Consider the following 16,369-nt stretch of genomic DNA (forward strand, 5'->3'; position numbering starts at 1 on the left):
GGTTCTGGCGGGTGGTGATTTGTCAGGGCGTGATGGGAATCGTTTTCCCCGGGACTCAGGAGAGATCGAGTTCCTTCAGCTTGCGGGTCAGGGTGTTGCGACCCCAGCCAAGCAGGCGGGCGGCCTCCTGCTTGTGGCCGTGGGTATGTTCCAGCGCTGTCTCCAGCATGATCCGTTCGAACTGGGGCATGGCATCGGCCAGGATGTCGGTCTCTCCCAGCGCCAGCTTGCTGGCCACCCACTCCTGCAATTGCTGCTGCCAGCAACCGGGCAACGCCGGTTGACCCGGCTCGGCGTTGTGGGTGATGGGGGTAAGCAGCTCGGGGGGAAGATCGCTCACCAGCACCTCCTGCCCGGAGGCCATCACGGTGAGCCAGCGGCAGACGTTCTCCAGCTGGCGCACGTTACCCGGCCAGGGCAGGCGGCTGATATAGGCCTGAGTATCCGGATGCAGGCTCTTGGCCTCCACGTTCAGCTCCTTGGCGGCGCGCAGCAGGAAGTGACGGGCCAGCTGGGGAATATCCTCACGGCGCTCCTTGAGAGCGGGGATGTGGATGCGAATGACGTTGAGGCGATGAAACAGATCCTCGCGAAACTCGCCATCGGCGACCCGCTTCTCCAGATTCTGGTGGGTGGCGGCAATGATCCGTACATCCACCTGCACTGGCTGGTGGCCGCCGACCCGGTAGAACTGGCCGTCGGCCAATACTCGCAGCAGCCGGGTTTGCACATCCAGCGGCATGTCGCCGATCTCGTCGAGAAACAGGGTACCACCGTCGGCTTGCTCGAAGCGGCCGTGGCGGATGTTATTGGCTCCGGTAAAGGCCCCCTTCTCGTGACCGAACAGCTCGGATTCGATGAGATCTTTGGGGATGGCTGCCATGTTGAGGGCGATGAAGTTTTTGTGGGCGCGCGGGCTGTGCTTGTGCAGCGCATGGGCGACCAGCTCCTTGCCGGTGCCGCTCTGGCCGTTGATCAGCACCGAGATGCTGGAGCGCGACAGGCGGCCGATGGCGCGGAACACCTCCTGCATCGCCGGTGCCTCGCCGATGATCTCCGGGGTGGCGGTGGCCTCTTGCTGACGAGACTTGCGTTTGGTGCGCTGCTCTTTGAGGTGATTCTCGGCGCGGCGCACCAGGGTCACCGCTTCGTCTATGTCGAATGGTTTGGGCAGGTACTCGAAGGCGCCTCGCTGGTAGGCGTTGACCGCGCTGTCGAGATCCGAGTGGGCGGTCATGATGATGATGGGCAGATCGGCCTGACGGCGGTGGATCTGCTCCAGCAGGCTCAAACCATCGATGCCGGGCATCCGGATATCGGAGAGGATCACATCGGGCGAGCGCAGCTCAAGGGCGTGCAGCAGGGCTTCGCCATCGGCAAAGCTCTCGCAGTTGAAGCCTTCGCTGCCGAGAGTGCGCTCCAGCACCCAGCGGATAGAACTGTCGTCATCGACGATCCACACTTTGGCGGTCATGGGGTTCCCTTACTTGCGAAGCGGTAGAAAAATGGTGAATTCGGTGTGGCCCGGCCAGCTGATGCAGTCAATCCGCCCCTTGTGTTGGTCGATCAGGTTCTGGGCGATGGAGAGGCCGAGCCCGGTTCCCCCCTCCTTGCCGGTGATCATCGGATAGAACAGGGTATCGCGAATGGCATCGGGAATGCCGGGGCCGTTGTCGATGATCTTGATCTCCGCCGCTAGCCGGTAGCGCTGACCGTGGATGGTGATCTGGAACGCGGTGCGGGTCTTGATGCGGATAAGCCCGGTCTGATCGCCCAGCGCTTCGGCAGCGTTGCGCACTATGTTGAGAAACGCCTGCTGTAGCTGATCCGGCTCCATCTCGAATTCGGGGATGCTGGGGTCGTAATCCCGCTCGATGCGAACAGAGGGGGGGAGTTCGAGCTCCACCAGTCGGCGTACCTGCTCCAGCACCGAATGGACATTGTGCATCTGGTGACGGCCGGGGCGCTGGGGGCCGAGCAGCCGATCGACCAGTACCCGCAGCCGATCGGCCTGTTCGATGATGATGCCGGTATATTCGCGAAGCGCCGGATCCGGCAGCTCTTTTTGCAGCAGCTGGGCCGCGCCGCGCAGGCCGCCGAGGGGATTCTTGATTTCGTGGGCCAGCCCGCGCACCAGCTCCTTGGCCGCCAGCTGCTGGGCATGTTGCTGCTGCTCCTGACTGATCTTCTTTTGCTGGTCGATCTTGCGCAGCTCCACGACCAGCAGACGCTGTTCGTGGTCTGCCATCGGGGTGGCGCTCAGCTCCACCAGTCGCGGTTCTCCTTCCACCACCAGGGTCACTTCGCTGTCGGTGAAACCTTGCCCTGAAACGAGGCACTGTTTCAGTCTTTGCAGGTCGAGGGAGATATGTTCCAGCAGATGGGGCAGTTCGATGCCGATCAGTCGGCGTTCGCTGAGGGAGAGCAGCTGTTCAGCCGCCGGGTTGACGAACTGGATGCAGAGCCGCTCATCCATCAGGATCACGGCGGTCAGCAAATTATCCAAGAGTGTTTTGGCGTTGTCCGAGCGGGTTGGCACAGGTTTCTCCCTAAAACGGTGCTACACACCAATTATGCACCCATATGGTGCATGGAGTTTACCCGCATCGGTGCGCTATATCACCCCTGGTTGGCTTTGGGGGTGGGTTTGGGTGCCGGCGTCACGGTCGCTCTATGCAGGTAAAAGGTGACTGGAGTGGATTTAGCAAGGATCGTACCGTCTTTGGCGAGCAGTTCTAGCTGAGCTTCGTGGGCACCGCGATCGACATTTTCGACCCGGATAGAGAGGCTGTTGCTAACGATGGGGGCTGCCTTGCCATCCAGAGTCAGGCGCACATCATACTGGGTTGGCGGTTTGGGGCTGATTTGACCCTGAAAGACGATATTGCCAGTGTTGTCGCGCAGGGTGCTGCCCTGTTCAGGGGAGAGCAGCTCGATCACCAGTTTGGCTGCCTCCTGCTCCTTCTTGGCGTCTGCGCCAGTCAGGCTGTTGAAGTTATCCACCTGCACCGAGCTGGGGGCGCTACCCAGCAGGGGGGCAGCCCGCAGATCCACCTCCTTTACGTTTTTGCCGGGAGGAGGGGCATCCGTGTAGTGGGTAATGCCATTGCCATCGACCCAAGAGTAGACCTTGGCCGCATGAGTACTGAAGGAGGTCAGTAACAGGAGGGTAATTGCTCCTATGCCATGTATCTTGTTCATTCGTCTCTCCTTGACGGTATTTTGCTTAATCCTATCAGAGAAAAAACCCGCCATCTGGCGGGTTTTGTCACGATTCGGCAAGCTGACCCAATCTAAATGGGCTGTCTGCTGCGATTTAGACGGAGTAGTACAGTTCGAACTCCAGCGGGTGCGGAGTCATGCGCACACGGTCAACATCCTGCTGTTTCAGTTCCAGATAGGAGTTGATGAAGTCATCGCTGAACACGCCGCCACGGGTCAGGAACTCGCGGTCAGCATCCAGAGCGGCCAGGGCTTCGTCCAGAGAACCGGCAACGGTCGGCACTTCTGCGGCTTCTTCCGGCGGCAGGTCATACAAGTTCTTGTCCATGGCATCGCCCGGATGGATCTTGTTGATGATACCGTCCAGACCGGCCATCAGCTGGGCAGCGAAGGCCAGGTACGGGTTGGCAGCCGGATCCGGGAAGCGCACTTCGATACGACGGGCTTTCGGGCTCGGTACCACCGGGATACGGATGGAGGCAGAGCGGTTGCGGGCAGAGTAAGCCAGCATGACCGGTGCTTCATAACCCGGAACCAGACGCTTGTAAGAGTTGGTGGTCGGGTTGGCGAAGGCATTGATGGCCTTGGCGTGCTTGATGATACCGCCGATGTAGTGCAGCGCCATCTCGGACAGACCGCCGTACAGGTCACCAGCGAACAGGTTGACGCCGTTCTTGGCCAGAGACTGGTGGCAGTGCATGCCGGAGCCGTTGTCACCGAACATGGGTTTCGGCATGAAGGTGACAGTCTTGTTGTAGGCGTGAGCCACGTTGTGGATCACGTACTTCAGCACCTGTACTTCGTCCGCCTTCAGCGTGAGAGTATTGAAGCGGGTAGCGATCTCGTTCTGACCGGCAGTGGCCACTTCGTGGTGGTGAGCTTCAACGACCTGGCCCATCTCTTCCAGCACCAGACACATGGCGGCGCGGATATCCTGGGAAGAGTCGACCGGCGCAACCGGGAAGTAACCGCCTTTCACGAACGGACGGTGACCCTTGTTGCCATGCTCATAGGCAGTGCCGGAGTTCCATGCGGCTTCTTCAGATTCGATTTTCACGAAGCTGTGGCCCATGGTGTTGGAGAAGGTGATGTTGTCGAACATGAAGAATTCCGGCTCCGGCCCGAACAGCACGGTGTCAGCGATGCCGCTGGACTTCAGGAAATCTTCTGCACGCTTGGCGATGGAGCGCGGATCGCGGTCGTAGCCCTGCATGGTGGCAGGCTCCAGCACGTCACAAACGATGTTCAGGGTGGTCTCTTCGGTGAACGGGTCCAGCTTGGCGGAGGCTGCGTCCGGCATCAGTACCATGTCGGATTCGTTGATGCCCTTCCAGCCGCCGATGGAGGAGCCATCGAACATCTTGCCGTCTTCGAAGAAATCTTCATCAACCTGGTGAGCAGGGATGGATACGTGCTGCTCTTTACCCTTGGTGTCGGTAAAGCGCAGATCAACAAACTTGACTTCGTGTTCCTGGATCAGTGCCAAAACGTTCTGGGCTGACATGCTAAGTAACCTCCGGTGTTAAAACTCTCTGGGTGAATGCGTCGTCGTATTCACATAAGCCAGTATCGTGCCAAGTTTGTGACAGCTTGATTTCAGGGCAATCTCGCTGAAGAGGCTCCCCAAAATCAGGCGATCTCGACTCGCGTTGCATCAATTTAGTGCAATGGTGGATCGTTTTGGTGCACTGTAATGGTGCGCGAAATACGGTCACCGCCCATCTAAGCAGGGTTTGTCAGAGAGGTCTATGATCCAGATCTGTTGTTATGCGCGAATGTACTGCAATTCTGCTAGGCAGATCACAAAGGCAAGAGTACAATTAGCGCCCAATTTTACCCGGTGATTGAGGCGAGAATGTTAGAGAATTTACGCAATATTGCGATTATTGCGCACGTTGACCACGGCAAAACGACTCTGGTTGATAAGCTGCTGCAGCAGTCCGGCACCCTGGACCGCTCCACGGAAGGCCAGGAACGGATCATGGACTCCAATGATCTGGAACGGGAACGTGGCATCACCATTCTCGCCAAGAACACTGCGATCCGCTGGAATGACTACCGCATCAACATCGTTGATACCCCGGGTCACGCCGACTTCGGTGGTGAAGTAGAGCGCGTACTGTCCATGGTTGACTCCGTGCTGCTGCTGGTTGACGCCGTAGACGGCCCGATGCCGCAAACCCGTTTCGTGACCCAGAAAGCGTTCGCTCAGGGTCTGAAGCCGATCGTGGTCATCAACAAGGTTGACCGTCCGGGTGCTCGTCCTGACTGGGTAATGGATCAGGTATTCGACCTGTTCGACAACCTGGGCGCGACTGACGAACAGCTGGATTTCAAAGTTGTTTACGCCTCTGCACTGAACGGTTGGGCCACCATGGATCAGGACGTCGAGTCCGAGAACATGGAGCCGCTGTTCCAGGCTATCGTTGACAACGTTGAAGCGCCGAAGGCTGATGCCGAAGGTGGTTTCCAGATGCAGATCTCCCAGCTGGACTACAACTCTTACGTGGGCGTTATCGGTATCGGCCGTATCACCCGTGGTCGCGTCAAGACCAACCAGCAAGTCACCATCGTTGGTGCCGACGGCAAGACCCGTAACGGTAAAGTCGGTCAGGTGCTGGGTTACCTGGGTCTGTCCCGTACTGAAGTTACCGACGCGCAAGCGGGTGACATCATCGCTATCACCGGTCTGGGCGAGCTGAAAATCTCCGACACCATCTGTGACAACGGTGCCGTTGAAGCCCTGCCGCCCCTCTCCGTTGACGAGCCGACTGTGAACATGACCTTCCAGGTCAACACCTCACCGTTCGCCGGTAAAGAGGGCAAGTTCGTGACCTCCCGTAACATTCTGGAGCGTCTGAACCAGGAGCTGGTCCACAACGTGGCCCTGCGCGTGGAAGAGACTGATGATCCGGACAAGTTCCGTGTATCCGGTCGTGGTGAACTGCACCTCTCCATCCTGATCGAAAACATGCGCCGCGAAGGTTACGAACTGGCTGTGTCCCGTCCGGAAGTAATCCTGCGTACCGTTGATGGTGTTCTGCAAGAACCGTTCGAAACCGTAACTGTGGACGTTGAAGAAGCGCACCAAGGTTCCGTGATGGAGCAACTGGGTCTGCGTAAGGGCGAAATGACCAACATGACCCCGGATGGCAAGGGTCGTGTCCGTCTGGACTTCATGATCCCGAGCCGTGGCCTGATCGGTTTCCAGACCGAATTCATGACCATGACCTCAGGTACCGGTCTGCTGTACCACACCTTCGACCACTACGGTCCGCACAAGGGTGGCAGCATCGGCGAGCGTCAGAATGGCGTGCTGATCTCCAACGCTACCGGTAAAGCACTGACTTATGCCCTGTTCGGTCTGCAAGACCGTGGTCGTCTGTTCATCGGTCACGCGACCGAAGTGTACGAAGGCCAGGTGATCGGTATTCACTCCCGTTCCAACGACTTGACTGTTAACTGCCTGAAAGGCAAACAGCTGACCAACATGCGTGCCTCCGGTACTGACGAAGCTCAAGTGCTGACTCCGCCGATCCGCATGACTCTGGAACAGGCTCTCGAGTTCATCGATAACGACGAACTGGTAGAAGTGACTCCGAAGAACATCCGTATCCGCAAGAAATTGCTGACCGAGCTGGATCGCAAGCGCTCTGGCCGTGGTTAATGCCATGTGCTGAGTCTCGGCAGCCCTCGCGGCCGCTGACGGTTCACTGATAAACGGACCCAAACCTCTTGGTTTGGGTCCGTTTTTTTATGCTTGTGATCCGCTCTGGCCATCCTGATGAGCTCGTTCAGGCCATCAGCAATGGATGATGAGTGGGCTGATAAGCGGCGAACGAAAGTCGTGGGGGTGGGTGAGATAAAAAAGCCGCAGCGGATGAACGCTGCGGCTTTTTGCTGGCTTGCAGTGAGGAATTACTGGCGCCAGAAGGAGGGGAAGAAGAGCACGGCGACCGTCAGGATCTCCAGTCGTCCCAGCAACATACCGAACGACAGCAGCCATTTGGCCGATTCCGGCAGGCTGGCAAAGTTGGTGCTGGGGCCGACCACCGGGCCCATGCCCGGGCCGACGTTGGCAACGGCGGTGATGGAGCTGGAGATGGCCGTCAGGGGATCGAGCCCGATGGCGCCCAACAGTGCAGCTATCACCAGAATGATGGCGAAGTAGGCCAGCACGAAGGAGATCATCGAGCGGATGATTGCATCATTGACCGTCCGGCCATTGTACTTCTGGGGAAATACGCCGGAAGGGTGCATCAGTTGGCGCATCTGCTTCTTGAACAGGGCAAAGGCCACCTGTACCCGGAAGATCTTGAGGCCGCCCGCAGTGGAGCCGGAGCAGGCCCCAAGAGCCAGCAGCACGATGAAGAGGATGCTGGCCAGTGGCCCCCAAGTGCCGAAGTCACCAAGGCCGTAGCCGGTGGTGGTGAGCACCGAGACGATGTTGAAGCAGCTGATGCGCAAGGCATCCCAGAAGCCGAACAGATCTCTCTCCCACAGATAGAAGGTCATGATGACGGTGACCCACACAACCAGCCAGAAGAAGCCGCGCACTTGGGCATCCTTGAGCAGGCTGTAGTCCCGGTGGTTGAGGCTCTGCACATAGAGCAGGAAGGGGAGGCCGCCGAGGAACATGAACAGGGTACCAATCCAGTGTGCCGAGTTGGAGAAGTGGGACATGGATTGATCGGAGGTGGAGTAGCCGCCGGTACTGAGGGTGGTCATGGCGTGGTTGATCGCCTCGAACATGTTCATGCCGCTGGCCCAGTAGGCCATGAAGCAGAGCATGGAGAGCACCAGATAGACCACGACTATGTTGTTGGCGACCGTCTTGGCCCGTGGCGCACTTTTATCCGACCAGTCCGAGCTCTCGGTCTGGAACAGCTTCATGCCGCCGACGTTGAGGTAGGGCAGCACGGCAACCGCCATCACGATAAAGCCGACTCCGCCCAGCCACTGCAGGATGGAACGCCACAACAGGATGCTGTGGGCCATGTTGTCGAGGCCGGAGAGCACGGTAGAGCCTGTGGTGGTCACCCCCGACATAGTCTCGAAGTAGGCGTCGGTGAAGTTGATGTGGGTGATGAAAACAAACGGCAGGGCGCCGAAGGCGCAGGCAACCACCCAGACCGAGGTGGTGAGCAGGAACATCTCCCGCACCCCCAGATGAAACTCCGCCTTACGACCGTAGTGGAGGCAGAGCAGGGCGGCGCCGTGGGTGATCAGCACGGACTTGAGAAACTCGACAAATCCCTCTGACCCGGTGAGCAGTGCCAGCAAGGTGGGTAGCCACATGAAGAGCGCCAGCTTGGAAAGCACCAGCCCGAGGGTGAAGATAATGGGACGCAGCTTGATCATGTTCGATAACCTGGTCGTTGATTAACAAAAGACCCGGACCATCCCCTTGGGGGAGCTGAGCCGGGTCTGATTTGACAGCCTGTGCGCATGAAGACGTTACAGGAAGAAGGGGCTGGGCTGGAACAGCCGCTCCACTTCCGGGATGTACTTCTTGTCCACCAGGAACATGACCACGTGGTCATCCTGCTGGATCTTGGTGCGATCGTGGGCGATCAGCACTTCATCCCCGCGCACCACGGCACCGATAGTAGTGCCCGGCGGCAGCTTGAGCTCGCCTACCGTCTTGCCGACCACCTTGGAGGTGTTCTCGTCACCGTGGGCAATCGCCTCGATCGCCTCGGCAGCACCGCGGCGCAAGCTGTAGACGTTGGCGATATCTGCCCGGCGTACGTGGGTAAGCAGGGCCGAGATGGTGGCCTGCTGCGGCGAGATGGCGATATCGATAGAGCCACCCTGCACCAGATCCACGTAGGCGCCGCGCTGGATCAGCACCATGGTCTTCTTGGCGCCCATCTTCTTGGCGAGCAGCGCCGACATGATGTTGGCCTCGTCCTCGTTGGTCACGGCGATGAAGACATCGATCTGGTCGATGTGTTCCTCGGCCAGCAGCTCCTGATCCGCCGCATCGCCGCAGAAGACGATGGTGTTCTCCAGCAGTTCGGAGAGCTGCTCCGCCCGCTTCTGGTTGCGCTCGATAAGCTTGACGCTGTAACGCTTCTCCAGCTGACGGGCGAGGCCTGCGCCAATGTTGCCGCCACCGACGATCATGATGCGGCGGTAGGGGCTCTCGAGGCGCTGCAGTTCAGACATCACGGCACGGATATGGCCCGCGGCGGCGACGAAGAAGACCTCGTCATCCGCTTCGATGATGGTGGTGCCTTGCGGACGGATCGGGCGGCCCTGACGGAAGATGGCCGCTACCCGGGTCTCGATGTTCGGCATGTGTTCGCGCAGGGTGGAGAGAGCATTGCCCACCAGCGGGCCACCGTAGTAGGCCTTGACCGCCACCAGACCGACGCGGCCACCTGCAAAATCAACCACTTGCAGAGCTCCCGGGTATTCGATCAGGCGACGCACATAGTCGGTCACCAGCTGCTCCGGCGCGATCAGGTGATCCACCGGCACCGATTCTGGCAGGAACAGGCGATCCCGCTCGGTCAGATAGGCCGGCGAGCGGATCCGCGCGACCTTGTTCGGGGTGTTGAACAGGGAGTAGGCCACCTGACAGGCGATCATGTTGGTCTCGTCACTGTTGGTGACGGCGACCAGCATGTCTGCATCCTGAGCCCCCGCTTCGCGCAGCACCTTGGGGTGGGCGCCATGACCGTTGACCACCCGCAGGTCAAACTTGTCCTGCAGTTCGCGCAGGCGTTCGCTGTCGGTGTCGACGATGGTGATGTCGTTGTTCTCCCCGGCCAGGTTCTCGGCCAGGGTGCCGCCGACCTGGCCGGCTCCCAAAATGATGATCTTCATAGGGAACGTTTACTCACGTTGATGCTGTAAAGGGGGGCGCCAGAACGGATCTGGCGGCTCTCCCGAATGAGGTTGGTCATGCCCGGCTCAGAGCTTGACCAGTTTGGCGTAGTAGAAGCCATCCATCTCGGCTTCACCCGGCAGGAACTGGCGACCCGGGCAGTCCGGGGTATCCTGTTCGTGCAACGGTACCAATTTGGCATCTTTGGTCGCGGCAAGGAAGGTGCGGATCTGTTCGCGGTTCTCTTCCGGCAATACGGAGCAGGTGGCGTAGAGCAGGGTGCCGCCGCTCTTCAGCTTGCCCCAGAGGGCGCTCAGAATACGGCGTTGCAGCTCGGCCAGCTCGCGAATGTCCTGATCCCGGCGCAGCCACTTGATGTCTGGGTGGCGACGAATGACGCCGGTGGCGGAGCAGGGGGCATCCAGCAGGATGCGGTCAAACTGACCCTCCGGCCACCACTGTTCCGGCGCCGCAGCATCGCCATGGATCACCTTGGCCGTCAGGCCGATGCGGTCCAGGTTCTCCTGCACTCGCTTGAGGCGGTTTTCGTCGGCATCGACGGCAACCACGCCAGCCAGCCTGGGCTGACGCTCCAGCAGGTGGGCAGTCTTGCCGCCGGGGGCTGCGCAGGCATCCAGCACCCACTCGCCCGGTTGCGGGTCGAGCAGGGCGGCAGCCTGTTGTGCTGCACCATCCTGTACCGAGCAGTCACCCACTTCGAAGCCGGGCAGCTTGGTCACATCACAAGGACGCTCCAGCAGTATGCAATCCTCACCCTCTTCACCGGCCACGGCATTGATGCCGGCTTCGGCCATGCGAGCCAGCATGGCATCGCGGCTCTGGCGCTGGCTGTTGTTGCGGATCCACATGGGGGGGCGCTGGTTGTTCGCCTCCATGATGAATTCCCACTCATCGTGATAGGCCTGACGCAGGCGCTTGGTGAGCCACTCCGGATGACCGAGGCGAATGCTGGGAACGCGGTCGATACGCAGCAGAATGACTTCGGCGCTGCGCTGGAAGTTGCGCAGCACGCCGTTGATGAGGCCACGCAGGGAGGTGCCCTTGAGCAGTTTGACGGCGTTGACGGTCTCGGCCACCGCGGCGTGAGCCGGAATGCGGGTGTAGATGAGCTGATAGAGACCGACCAGAATGAGGTAGTGGAAAATGCGGCTCTTGTTCTTGAGCGGCTTGTCCATCATCTCGTTAACTGCCGCATCGAGGCGGGGCAGCCAGCGCAGGGTGCCGTAGCAGAGTTCTTGCAGGAGAGCGCGATCGCGAGGCGCGACCTTCTCCTGGGCAGCAGGCAGAACAGCGGAGAGGGATTGGCCCTGATCCAGCACCTGTTGAATAACGAGAGCGGCCTGTGCACGTGTTTTCATAGAGTTACCTTAGATGCGCAAGTCGGGGCCTGAGCCCCGCTTGTGTCAATTCAATCCAGTTCAATTCAATTGCGTGCCGGGTTCAAACCAGTCGCGGCGAGAGTTGAGCAGATCCGAAACGGACATCGCCTTCTTGCCGGGCGGTTGCAGGGTCAGCAGGCGCAGTACCCCTTTGCCGGTAGCGATATCGATCCCCTGCTTGTCGGCCTTGAGCAGGGTGCCGGCGGGTTGGCCGTGGTCGCTGTCAATGACGGCGGCTTGCCATACTTTGACGGTCTGGTCAGCCACTTCAAACCAGCTGATGGGCCAGGGGTTGAACGAGCGGATGCAGCGCTCGATGGCAACAGCATCCATCGACCAGTCGATGCGGGCCTCTTCCTTGGAGAGCTTTTCGGCGTAGTTGGCCAGCGCATCATCTTGCGCCTCGGCAGCGGTTTCACCGGCAGCCATGGCATCGATGGTGTCGACCAGAGCCTGCGGACCCAGCTTGGCCAGCTTGTCATAGAGGCTGGCGGAGGTCTCGTCGGCGGCGATGGGGCAGCTAACCTTGCGGATCATGGCGCCGGTATCCAGCCCCACATCCATCTGCATGATGGTGACGCCGGTTTCGCTATCGCCCGCCCAAATGGAGCGCTGGATCGGTGCCGCGCCACGCCAGCGCGGCAGCAGGGAGCCATGGACGTTGATGCAGCCCAGACGCGGGGTATCGAGTACCGCCTTGGGCAGGATCAGGCCATAGGCCACCACGACCATCAGGTCTGCACCAAGGGCGGCCAGTTCGGCTTGCGCCTCTTCCTTGCGCAGGGTTGCCGGTTGATAGACCGGTAGATTGTGGGCCAGTGCCAGCTCTTTTACCGGACTGGCAGTGAGCTTCTGACCACGGCCAGCGGGCTTGTCCGGCTGGGTATAAACGGCAACGACCTCATGGTCGGAAGACAACAACGCCGCCAGATGACGGGCGGCGAAGTCGGGAGTACCGGCAAAAATCAGTTTCAGCTTATTCAATGGAGCAGATCCTCAGAGGACTTTGCGATCTTCGCGGGCCATCTTTTCCAGCTTCTGGCGAATGCGCTGGCGCTTGAGCGGGGACAGGTAATCCACAAACAACTTGCCGACCAGATGATCCATCTCATGCTGGATGCAGATGGCGAGCAGATCGTCGGCTTCCAGCTCGAACGGCTTGCCGTGGCGATCCAGTGCGCGGATCTTGATCTGCTCGGCACGCGGTACCAGAGCACGGCTGCCGGGCACGGAGAGGCAACCCTCTTCAATGCCGGTGCTGCCACACTGGGAGATCACTTCCGGATTGATCAATACCAGAGGATCTTCACGGTTTTCAGAGACATCGATCACTATGATGCGTTGATGAATATCCACCTGCGTTGCGGCCAGGCCAATGCCCTCCTCCGCATACATGGTTTCGAACATATCATCTACAATTTGTTGTAACTCGGGTGTAAAGGTCTCGACAGGGGCTGCGACGGTACGCAGACGCTCATCGGGGAAACGCAATACATCTAGAATGGCCATAGTTTTTTCTTTAGTTTCGTATAAATGCAGTCAATATTGGCGTAATTCTAGTCATTTACGCCAACAAAAAACAGCAACACTTTGCGTGCAGAGGTAACAGGGAGTGTTATGTATCTGAAGCAAACCATCCTCACCTGCCTGATGGTGACTATGAGCCAAGCCGCTCTGGCCGATCAGCTGAGGTTGAAAGCGGGTTATCCCGAAAGCTATGTAGTGCAAAAAGGTGACACCCTGTGGGATATCTCCGGCAAATATCTCTCTGAGCCCTGGCTGTGGCCCCGGCTCTGGAACATCAATCCGCAGATTGCCAATCCTCACTGGATCTACCCGGGGGATGTGCTGCATCTGAGCTGGGTCAATGGTGAGCCTCGGCTCGGCAAAGCCGTGCAAGGGGGTAAACAGGTCATCCGTCTCGGCCCGAAAACCCGTTATGAGAGCAAGGCAAATCCTATCCCTACTCTGCCCTTCAGCGAGATAGGCCCCTTTTTGCAGACGGACCATATTTTGGCCGACAGTCAGCAGCAGAAAATGTTGCCCTATTTGTTGGGTTCCGACGAGAAACATATTGGAATGCTGGAGGGGGATACCCTCTATGTGCAGGGAGCTCTCATACCGGGCAAGATGTATGGCATCTATCATCCCGGGGTGGTCTACAAGGATCGCGAGACGGGTGAGCTTTTGGGTCAGGAGGCCGTCTTTGCCGGCGTGGTGCGGGCGGTAGCTCTGCTGGATGGTGATCGGACCGAAGTGACCCTCACTCACAACCAGCGGGAAGTGTTGCAGGGTGACAAGGTCATGGAGTTGCCCTCCCAGGAGAGCATGCCCGCGGTTTTCATGCCCAAGGCTGCCCCGGCGATTGCTCCGGGCTACATCATCGACTTGCCGAGCAAAGCCAGGGGAGGAGGCAAGTTTGATGTGGTCTTGATTAACAAAGGTGCTCGGGATCAACTTTCCGCGGGCGATGTGCTTGATGTCCGTCGTCCGGGGGCTGCGCTGGTTACCAAGAATGGTGCAGTGCAATACAAGGAGCTTTCCTCTGTCTACGACAAGGTGTTCTACAGCGGTAACCAGAAGGAGTCACTCCCTTCAGAAGCGATTGCCAGGGTTATGTTGTTCAAGGTGTATGACAAGCTGAGTTATGGCCTCATCATGCAAAGCAAGGACATGGTGAGCTCGGGTTATCAGGTCACTCACTTCTGACGTGAACTACCCCGACGGGCGTCTAGCTCTCTGGCTAACCCTCAATGCGGTCATCGGCATCGGTCCGGTGACCGCCGCTCGGCTGCTGGAGCAGATCGGCGGTTCGATTGATGCCCTGTTTCAGAGCGATGAAACACAGCTGCACGGTATGGGGCTGTCGTCAGAGCAGATCAGGCAACTGCGCTGGCCCTCGCCGATTGTTGAGCAGAGTCTGGCTTGGGCCGCGTTACCTGGCAATCTCCTTATTCCGCAAGATCACCCTGTTTATCCGCCCTTGTTGCGTGAAATTCCCGCGGCCCCCCTGTTGCTCTACTGCCGTGGCGATCTTGAAGCGCTGTCGCTACCCCAGCTGGCGATGGTGGGGACACGTCATCCCACCTATGCAGGCAAAGATAACGCGTCCCGTCTCTGTAGCGAACTGGTTAGATGCGGGTTCGCCATCACCTCGGGCCTTGCGCTCGGTATCGATGGTGTTTGCCATCAGCAGGCGCTGGCTTGTGGTGGTATCACCCTTGCCGTGTTGGGCTCCGGGCTGGATTGCCTCTACCCCAAACGCCATCAGGGACTGGCAGGTCAGATTCTGGAAAAAGGTGGTTTGCTTATCACCGAACTGGCGCCGGATAAAGGGCCGCTGGCTGAACATTTTCCTCGTCGCAACCGTATTATCAGTGGTCTGTCGTTGGGAACTCTGGTGGTGGAGGCGACCGAGCAGAGTGGTTCGCTGATCACCGCTCGCTATGCACTGGAGCAGGGGCGCGAAGTGTTTGCGGTACCCGGCGCCCCGCAAAATGGCCAAGCGATAGGATGCAACAGATTAATTCAGCAGGGGGCCAAACTTGTGCTGAGTGTGGCCGATATAGTGGAAGAGCTGCCGGAGTGGGGGGCACGGCTAGATCCGTCGGCCATACCATCTGAGCAACAGCATAATAGCGAATTGCCTTATGCTGATTTGTTGGATAACGTAGATTACGAGACCACGAGCGTGGATACCGTTGCCGAGCGGACCCAGCTTCCTGTCGAAGTGGTATTGGGCAGGTTGGTAGAGCTGGAGTTGGTCGGTGCAGTGATGGCGGTAGCCGGTGGATACGTCAGAGCGAGGAGGGCGAATCATGTTTGATGTATTGATGTACCTTTTCGAGACCTACATCCACAGCGATGCAGATGTGATGGTCGAGCAGAATGAACTCACCGAAGAGTTGAGCCGAGCCGGTTTTGACAAGGAGGAGATCGACAAGGCGCTCGACTGGTTGGAGCGACTGGCCAATCTGCATGATAGCGAGCGGGAGGTCTATGTGGCCGCCAGCGCGCAAGGCTCGATGCGTATCTATGCCCCGCAAGAGCTGGCACGCCTCAGCACCGAGTGCCGCGGGTTCCTGCTCTTTCTGGAACAGGCCCAGGTACTGAATGCCGAAACCCGCGAGATCTGTATCGAGCGTCTGCTCGAGTTGGACAAGCCGGATATCGAGCTGGATGACCTGAAGTGGGTCGTCATGATGGTGCTGTTCAACGTACCGGGCAGTGAAAATGCCTACCAGCAGATGGAAGAGCTGGTGTTTGATGAGTCAGACGGCGTCATTCACTGACAGTCCGGTGCCGCGCTGGTAGAATTCAGGCCATCTGGATTTCAAGGCGCGGCCCATGTCAAAAATCGATCATCACCTCTTTTCAGCCCACGAACATGCCTTCGAGCGCGAGCCGTGCCCGCAGTGCGGGGCCGAGCTGGTGATCCGCCAGGGCAAACATGGCCCCTTTCTCGGCTGTTCTGCCTATCCTGCCTGTGATTACATCCGCTCCCTGACGCCATCCGGCCGCGACATCGAAAAGGTGCTCGAAGGCTCTGCCTGTCCCGATTGCGGACAGCCGCTGGCGATCAAGAAGGGGCGTTACGGTCTGTTTGTCGGCTGCACTCAGTATCCGGCCTGTCAGCACATCGAATCCCTGCAGGAGAGCGATGATACCCAGATCCTCTGCCCCGAGTGCGGCAAGGGTCATCTGGTGAGCCGGACCTCCCGCTACGGCAAGCAATTTTACTCCTGTGATGGCTATCCCCATTGCAAATATGTGGTGAACGACAAGCCGATCCCCATGCCTTGTCCCTCGTGTGGTTGGGGCATCATGGTCGAGAAAAAAGTGAGGGGAACGCTGCGTTGGGTCTGTCCGCAAAAGAAATGCGGCCACCAAAGTGAGCAGGTATAATCCCGCC

The 16,369-nt window shown here is 58.9% G+C and carries 14 protein-coding genes; 5 read left to right on the forward strand and 9 right to left on the reverse strand.

The features are described 5' to 3' along the window. Positions 1 to 55: 55 nt before the first annotated feature. The 4 genes from glnG to glnA all read right to left on the reverse strand — a co-directional run bounded on the left by glnG (position 56) and on the right by glnA (position 4,726). On the reverse strand, positions 56 to 1,474 hold the full coding sequence (glnG, locus tag I6L35_RS07225; RefSeq protein WP_041209491.1) for a nitrogen regulation protein NR(I): 1,419 nt from the start codon (positions 1,472 to 1,474) through the stop codon (positions 56 to 58). Between the two features lie 9 nt (positions 1,475 to 1,483). Then, a complete protein-coding gene (gene glnL / locus I6L35_RS07230; protein ID WP_005356202.1) occupies positions 1,484 to 2,539 on the reverse strand; it encodes a nitrogen regulation protein NR(II) in 1,056 nt (351 codons plus the stop codon). Between the two features lie 80 nt (positions 2,540 to 2,619). Further along, complete coding sequence (locus tag I6L35_RS07235; RefSeq protein ID WP_100647086.1) at positions 2,620 to 3,201, reverse strand: DUF4124 domain-containing protein; 582 nt, start codon at positions 3,199 to 3,201, stop codon at positions 2,620 to 2,622. A 115-nt stretch (positions 3,202 to 3,316) separates the two neighbouring features. Beyond that, positions 3,317 to 4,726 carry a glutamate--ammonia ligase gene (gene glnA, locus I6L35_RS07240; protein WP_005339672.1) on the reverse strand — a complete coding sequence of 470 codons (1,410 nt, stop codon included), beginning with the start codon at positions 4,724 to 4,726 and terminating at the stop codon, positions 3,317 to 3,319. Positions 4,727 to 5,077: 351 nt separating this feature from the next. Here glnA and typA point away from each other — a divergent pair, with 351 nt between their 5' ends. Continuing rightward, complete coding sequence (gene typA / locus I6L35_RS07245) at positions 5,078 to 6,889, forward strand: translational GTPase TypA (RefSeq protein WP_005339679.1); 1,812 nt, start codon at positions 5,078 to 5,080, stop codon at positions 6,887 to 6,889. 251 nt (positions 6,890 to 7,140) lie between these two features. On the opposite strand, the gene I6L35_RS07250 is transcribed toward typA, so the two are convergent. The 5 genes from I6L35_RS07250 to def all read right to left on the reverse strand — a co-directional run bounded on the left by I6L35_RS07250 (position 7,141) and on the right by def (position 12,966). Beyond that, complete coding sequence (locus I6L35_RS07250; RefSeq protein WP_216979896.1) at positions 7,141 to 8,583, reverse strand: TrkH family potassium uptake protein; 1,443 nt, start codon at positions 8,581 to 8,583, stop codon at positions 7,141 to 7,143. 96 nt (positions 8,584 to 8,679) lie between these two features. Next, the gene (trkA, locus tag I6L35_RS07255) at positions 8,680 to 10,056 is read right to left on the reverse strand and encodes a Trk system potassium transporter TrkA (RefSeq protein WP_005339689.1); all 1,377 of its coding nucleotides are present in this window, start codon (positions 10,054 to 10,056) and stop codon (positions 8,680 to 8,682) included. A gap of 87 nt (positions 10,057 to 10,143) precedes the next feature. Next, a complete protein-coding gene (rsmB, locus tag I6L35_RS07260) occupies positions 10,144 to 11,436 on the reverse strand; it encodes a 16S rRNA (cytosine(967)-C(5))-methyltransferase RsmB (protein WP_201947326.1) in 1,293 nt (430 codons plus the stop codon). A gap of 60 nt (positions 11,437 to 11,496) precedes the next feature. Then, positions 11,497 to 12,441: a methionyl-tRNA formyltransferase gene (gene fmt, locus I6L35_RS07265; protein WP_005341962.1), complete on the reverse strand. Its 945-nt coding sequence runs from the start codon at positions 12,439 to 12,441 to the stop codon at positions 11,497 to 11,499. A gap of 12 nt (positions 12,442 to 12,453) precedes the next feature. Then, the gene (def, locus tag I6L35_RS07270) at positions 12,454 to 12,966 is read right to left on the reverse strand and encodes a peptide deformylase (protein WP_216979897.1); all 513 of its coding nucleotides are present in this window, start codon (positions 12,964 to 12,966) and stop codon (positions 12,454 to 12,456) included. Positions 12,967 to 13,074: 108 nt separating this feature from the next. On the opposite strand from def, the gene I6L35_RS07275 reads away from it, so the two are divergent. The 4 genes from I6L35_RS07275 to I6L35_RS07290 are packed head-to-tail and all read left to right on the forward strand — an operon-like array spanning position 13,075 to position 16,362. Continuing rightward, on the forward strand, positions 13,075 to 14,166 hold the full coding sequence (locus I6L35_RS07275; RefSeq protein ID WP_216979898.1) for a LysM peptidoglycan-binding domain-containing protein: 1,092 nt from the start codon (positions 13,075 to 13,077) through the stop codon (positions 14,164 to 14,166). A 1-nt stretch (position 14,167) separates the two neighbouring features. Continuing rightward, positions 14,168 to 15,283, forward strand: a complete 1,116-nt coding sequence (gene dprA / locus I6L35_RS07280; RefSeq protein ID WP_216979899.1) for a DNA-processing protein DprA — start codon at positions 14,168 to 14,170, stop codon at positions 15,281 to 15,283. Further along, positions 15,276 to 15,749: a DUF494 family protein gene (locus I6L35_RS07285; RefSeq protein ID WP_005341954.1), complete on the forward strand. Its 474-nt coding sequence runs from the start codon at positions 15,276 to 15,278 to the stop codon at positions 15,747 to 15,749. Before dprA ends, I6L35_RS07285 begins: the two co-directional genes overlap by 8 nt. 55 nt (positions 15,750 to 15,804) lie before the next feature. Beyond that, entirely contained in the window at positions 15,805 to 16,362 is a 558-nt protein-coding gene (locus I6L35_RS07290) for a type I DNA topoisomerase (RefSeq protein WP_216979900.1), read from the forward strand. Positions 16,363 to 16,369 lie beyond the last annotated feature (7 nt).

Origin of the sequence: Aeromonas sp. FDAARGOS 1405 (assembly GCF_019048265.1) — a bacterium.
GTDB lineage: Bacteria > Pseudomonadota > Gammaproteobacteria > Enterobacterales > Aeromonadaceae > Aeromonas > Aeromonas veronii_A.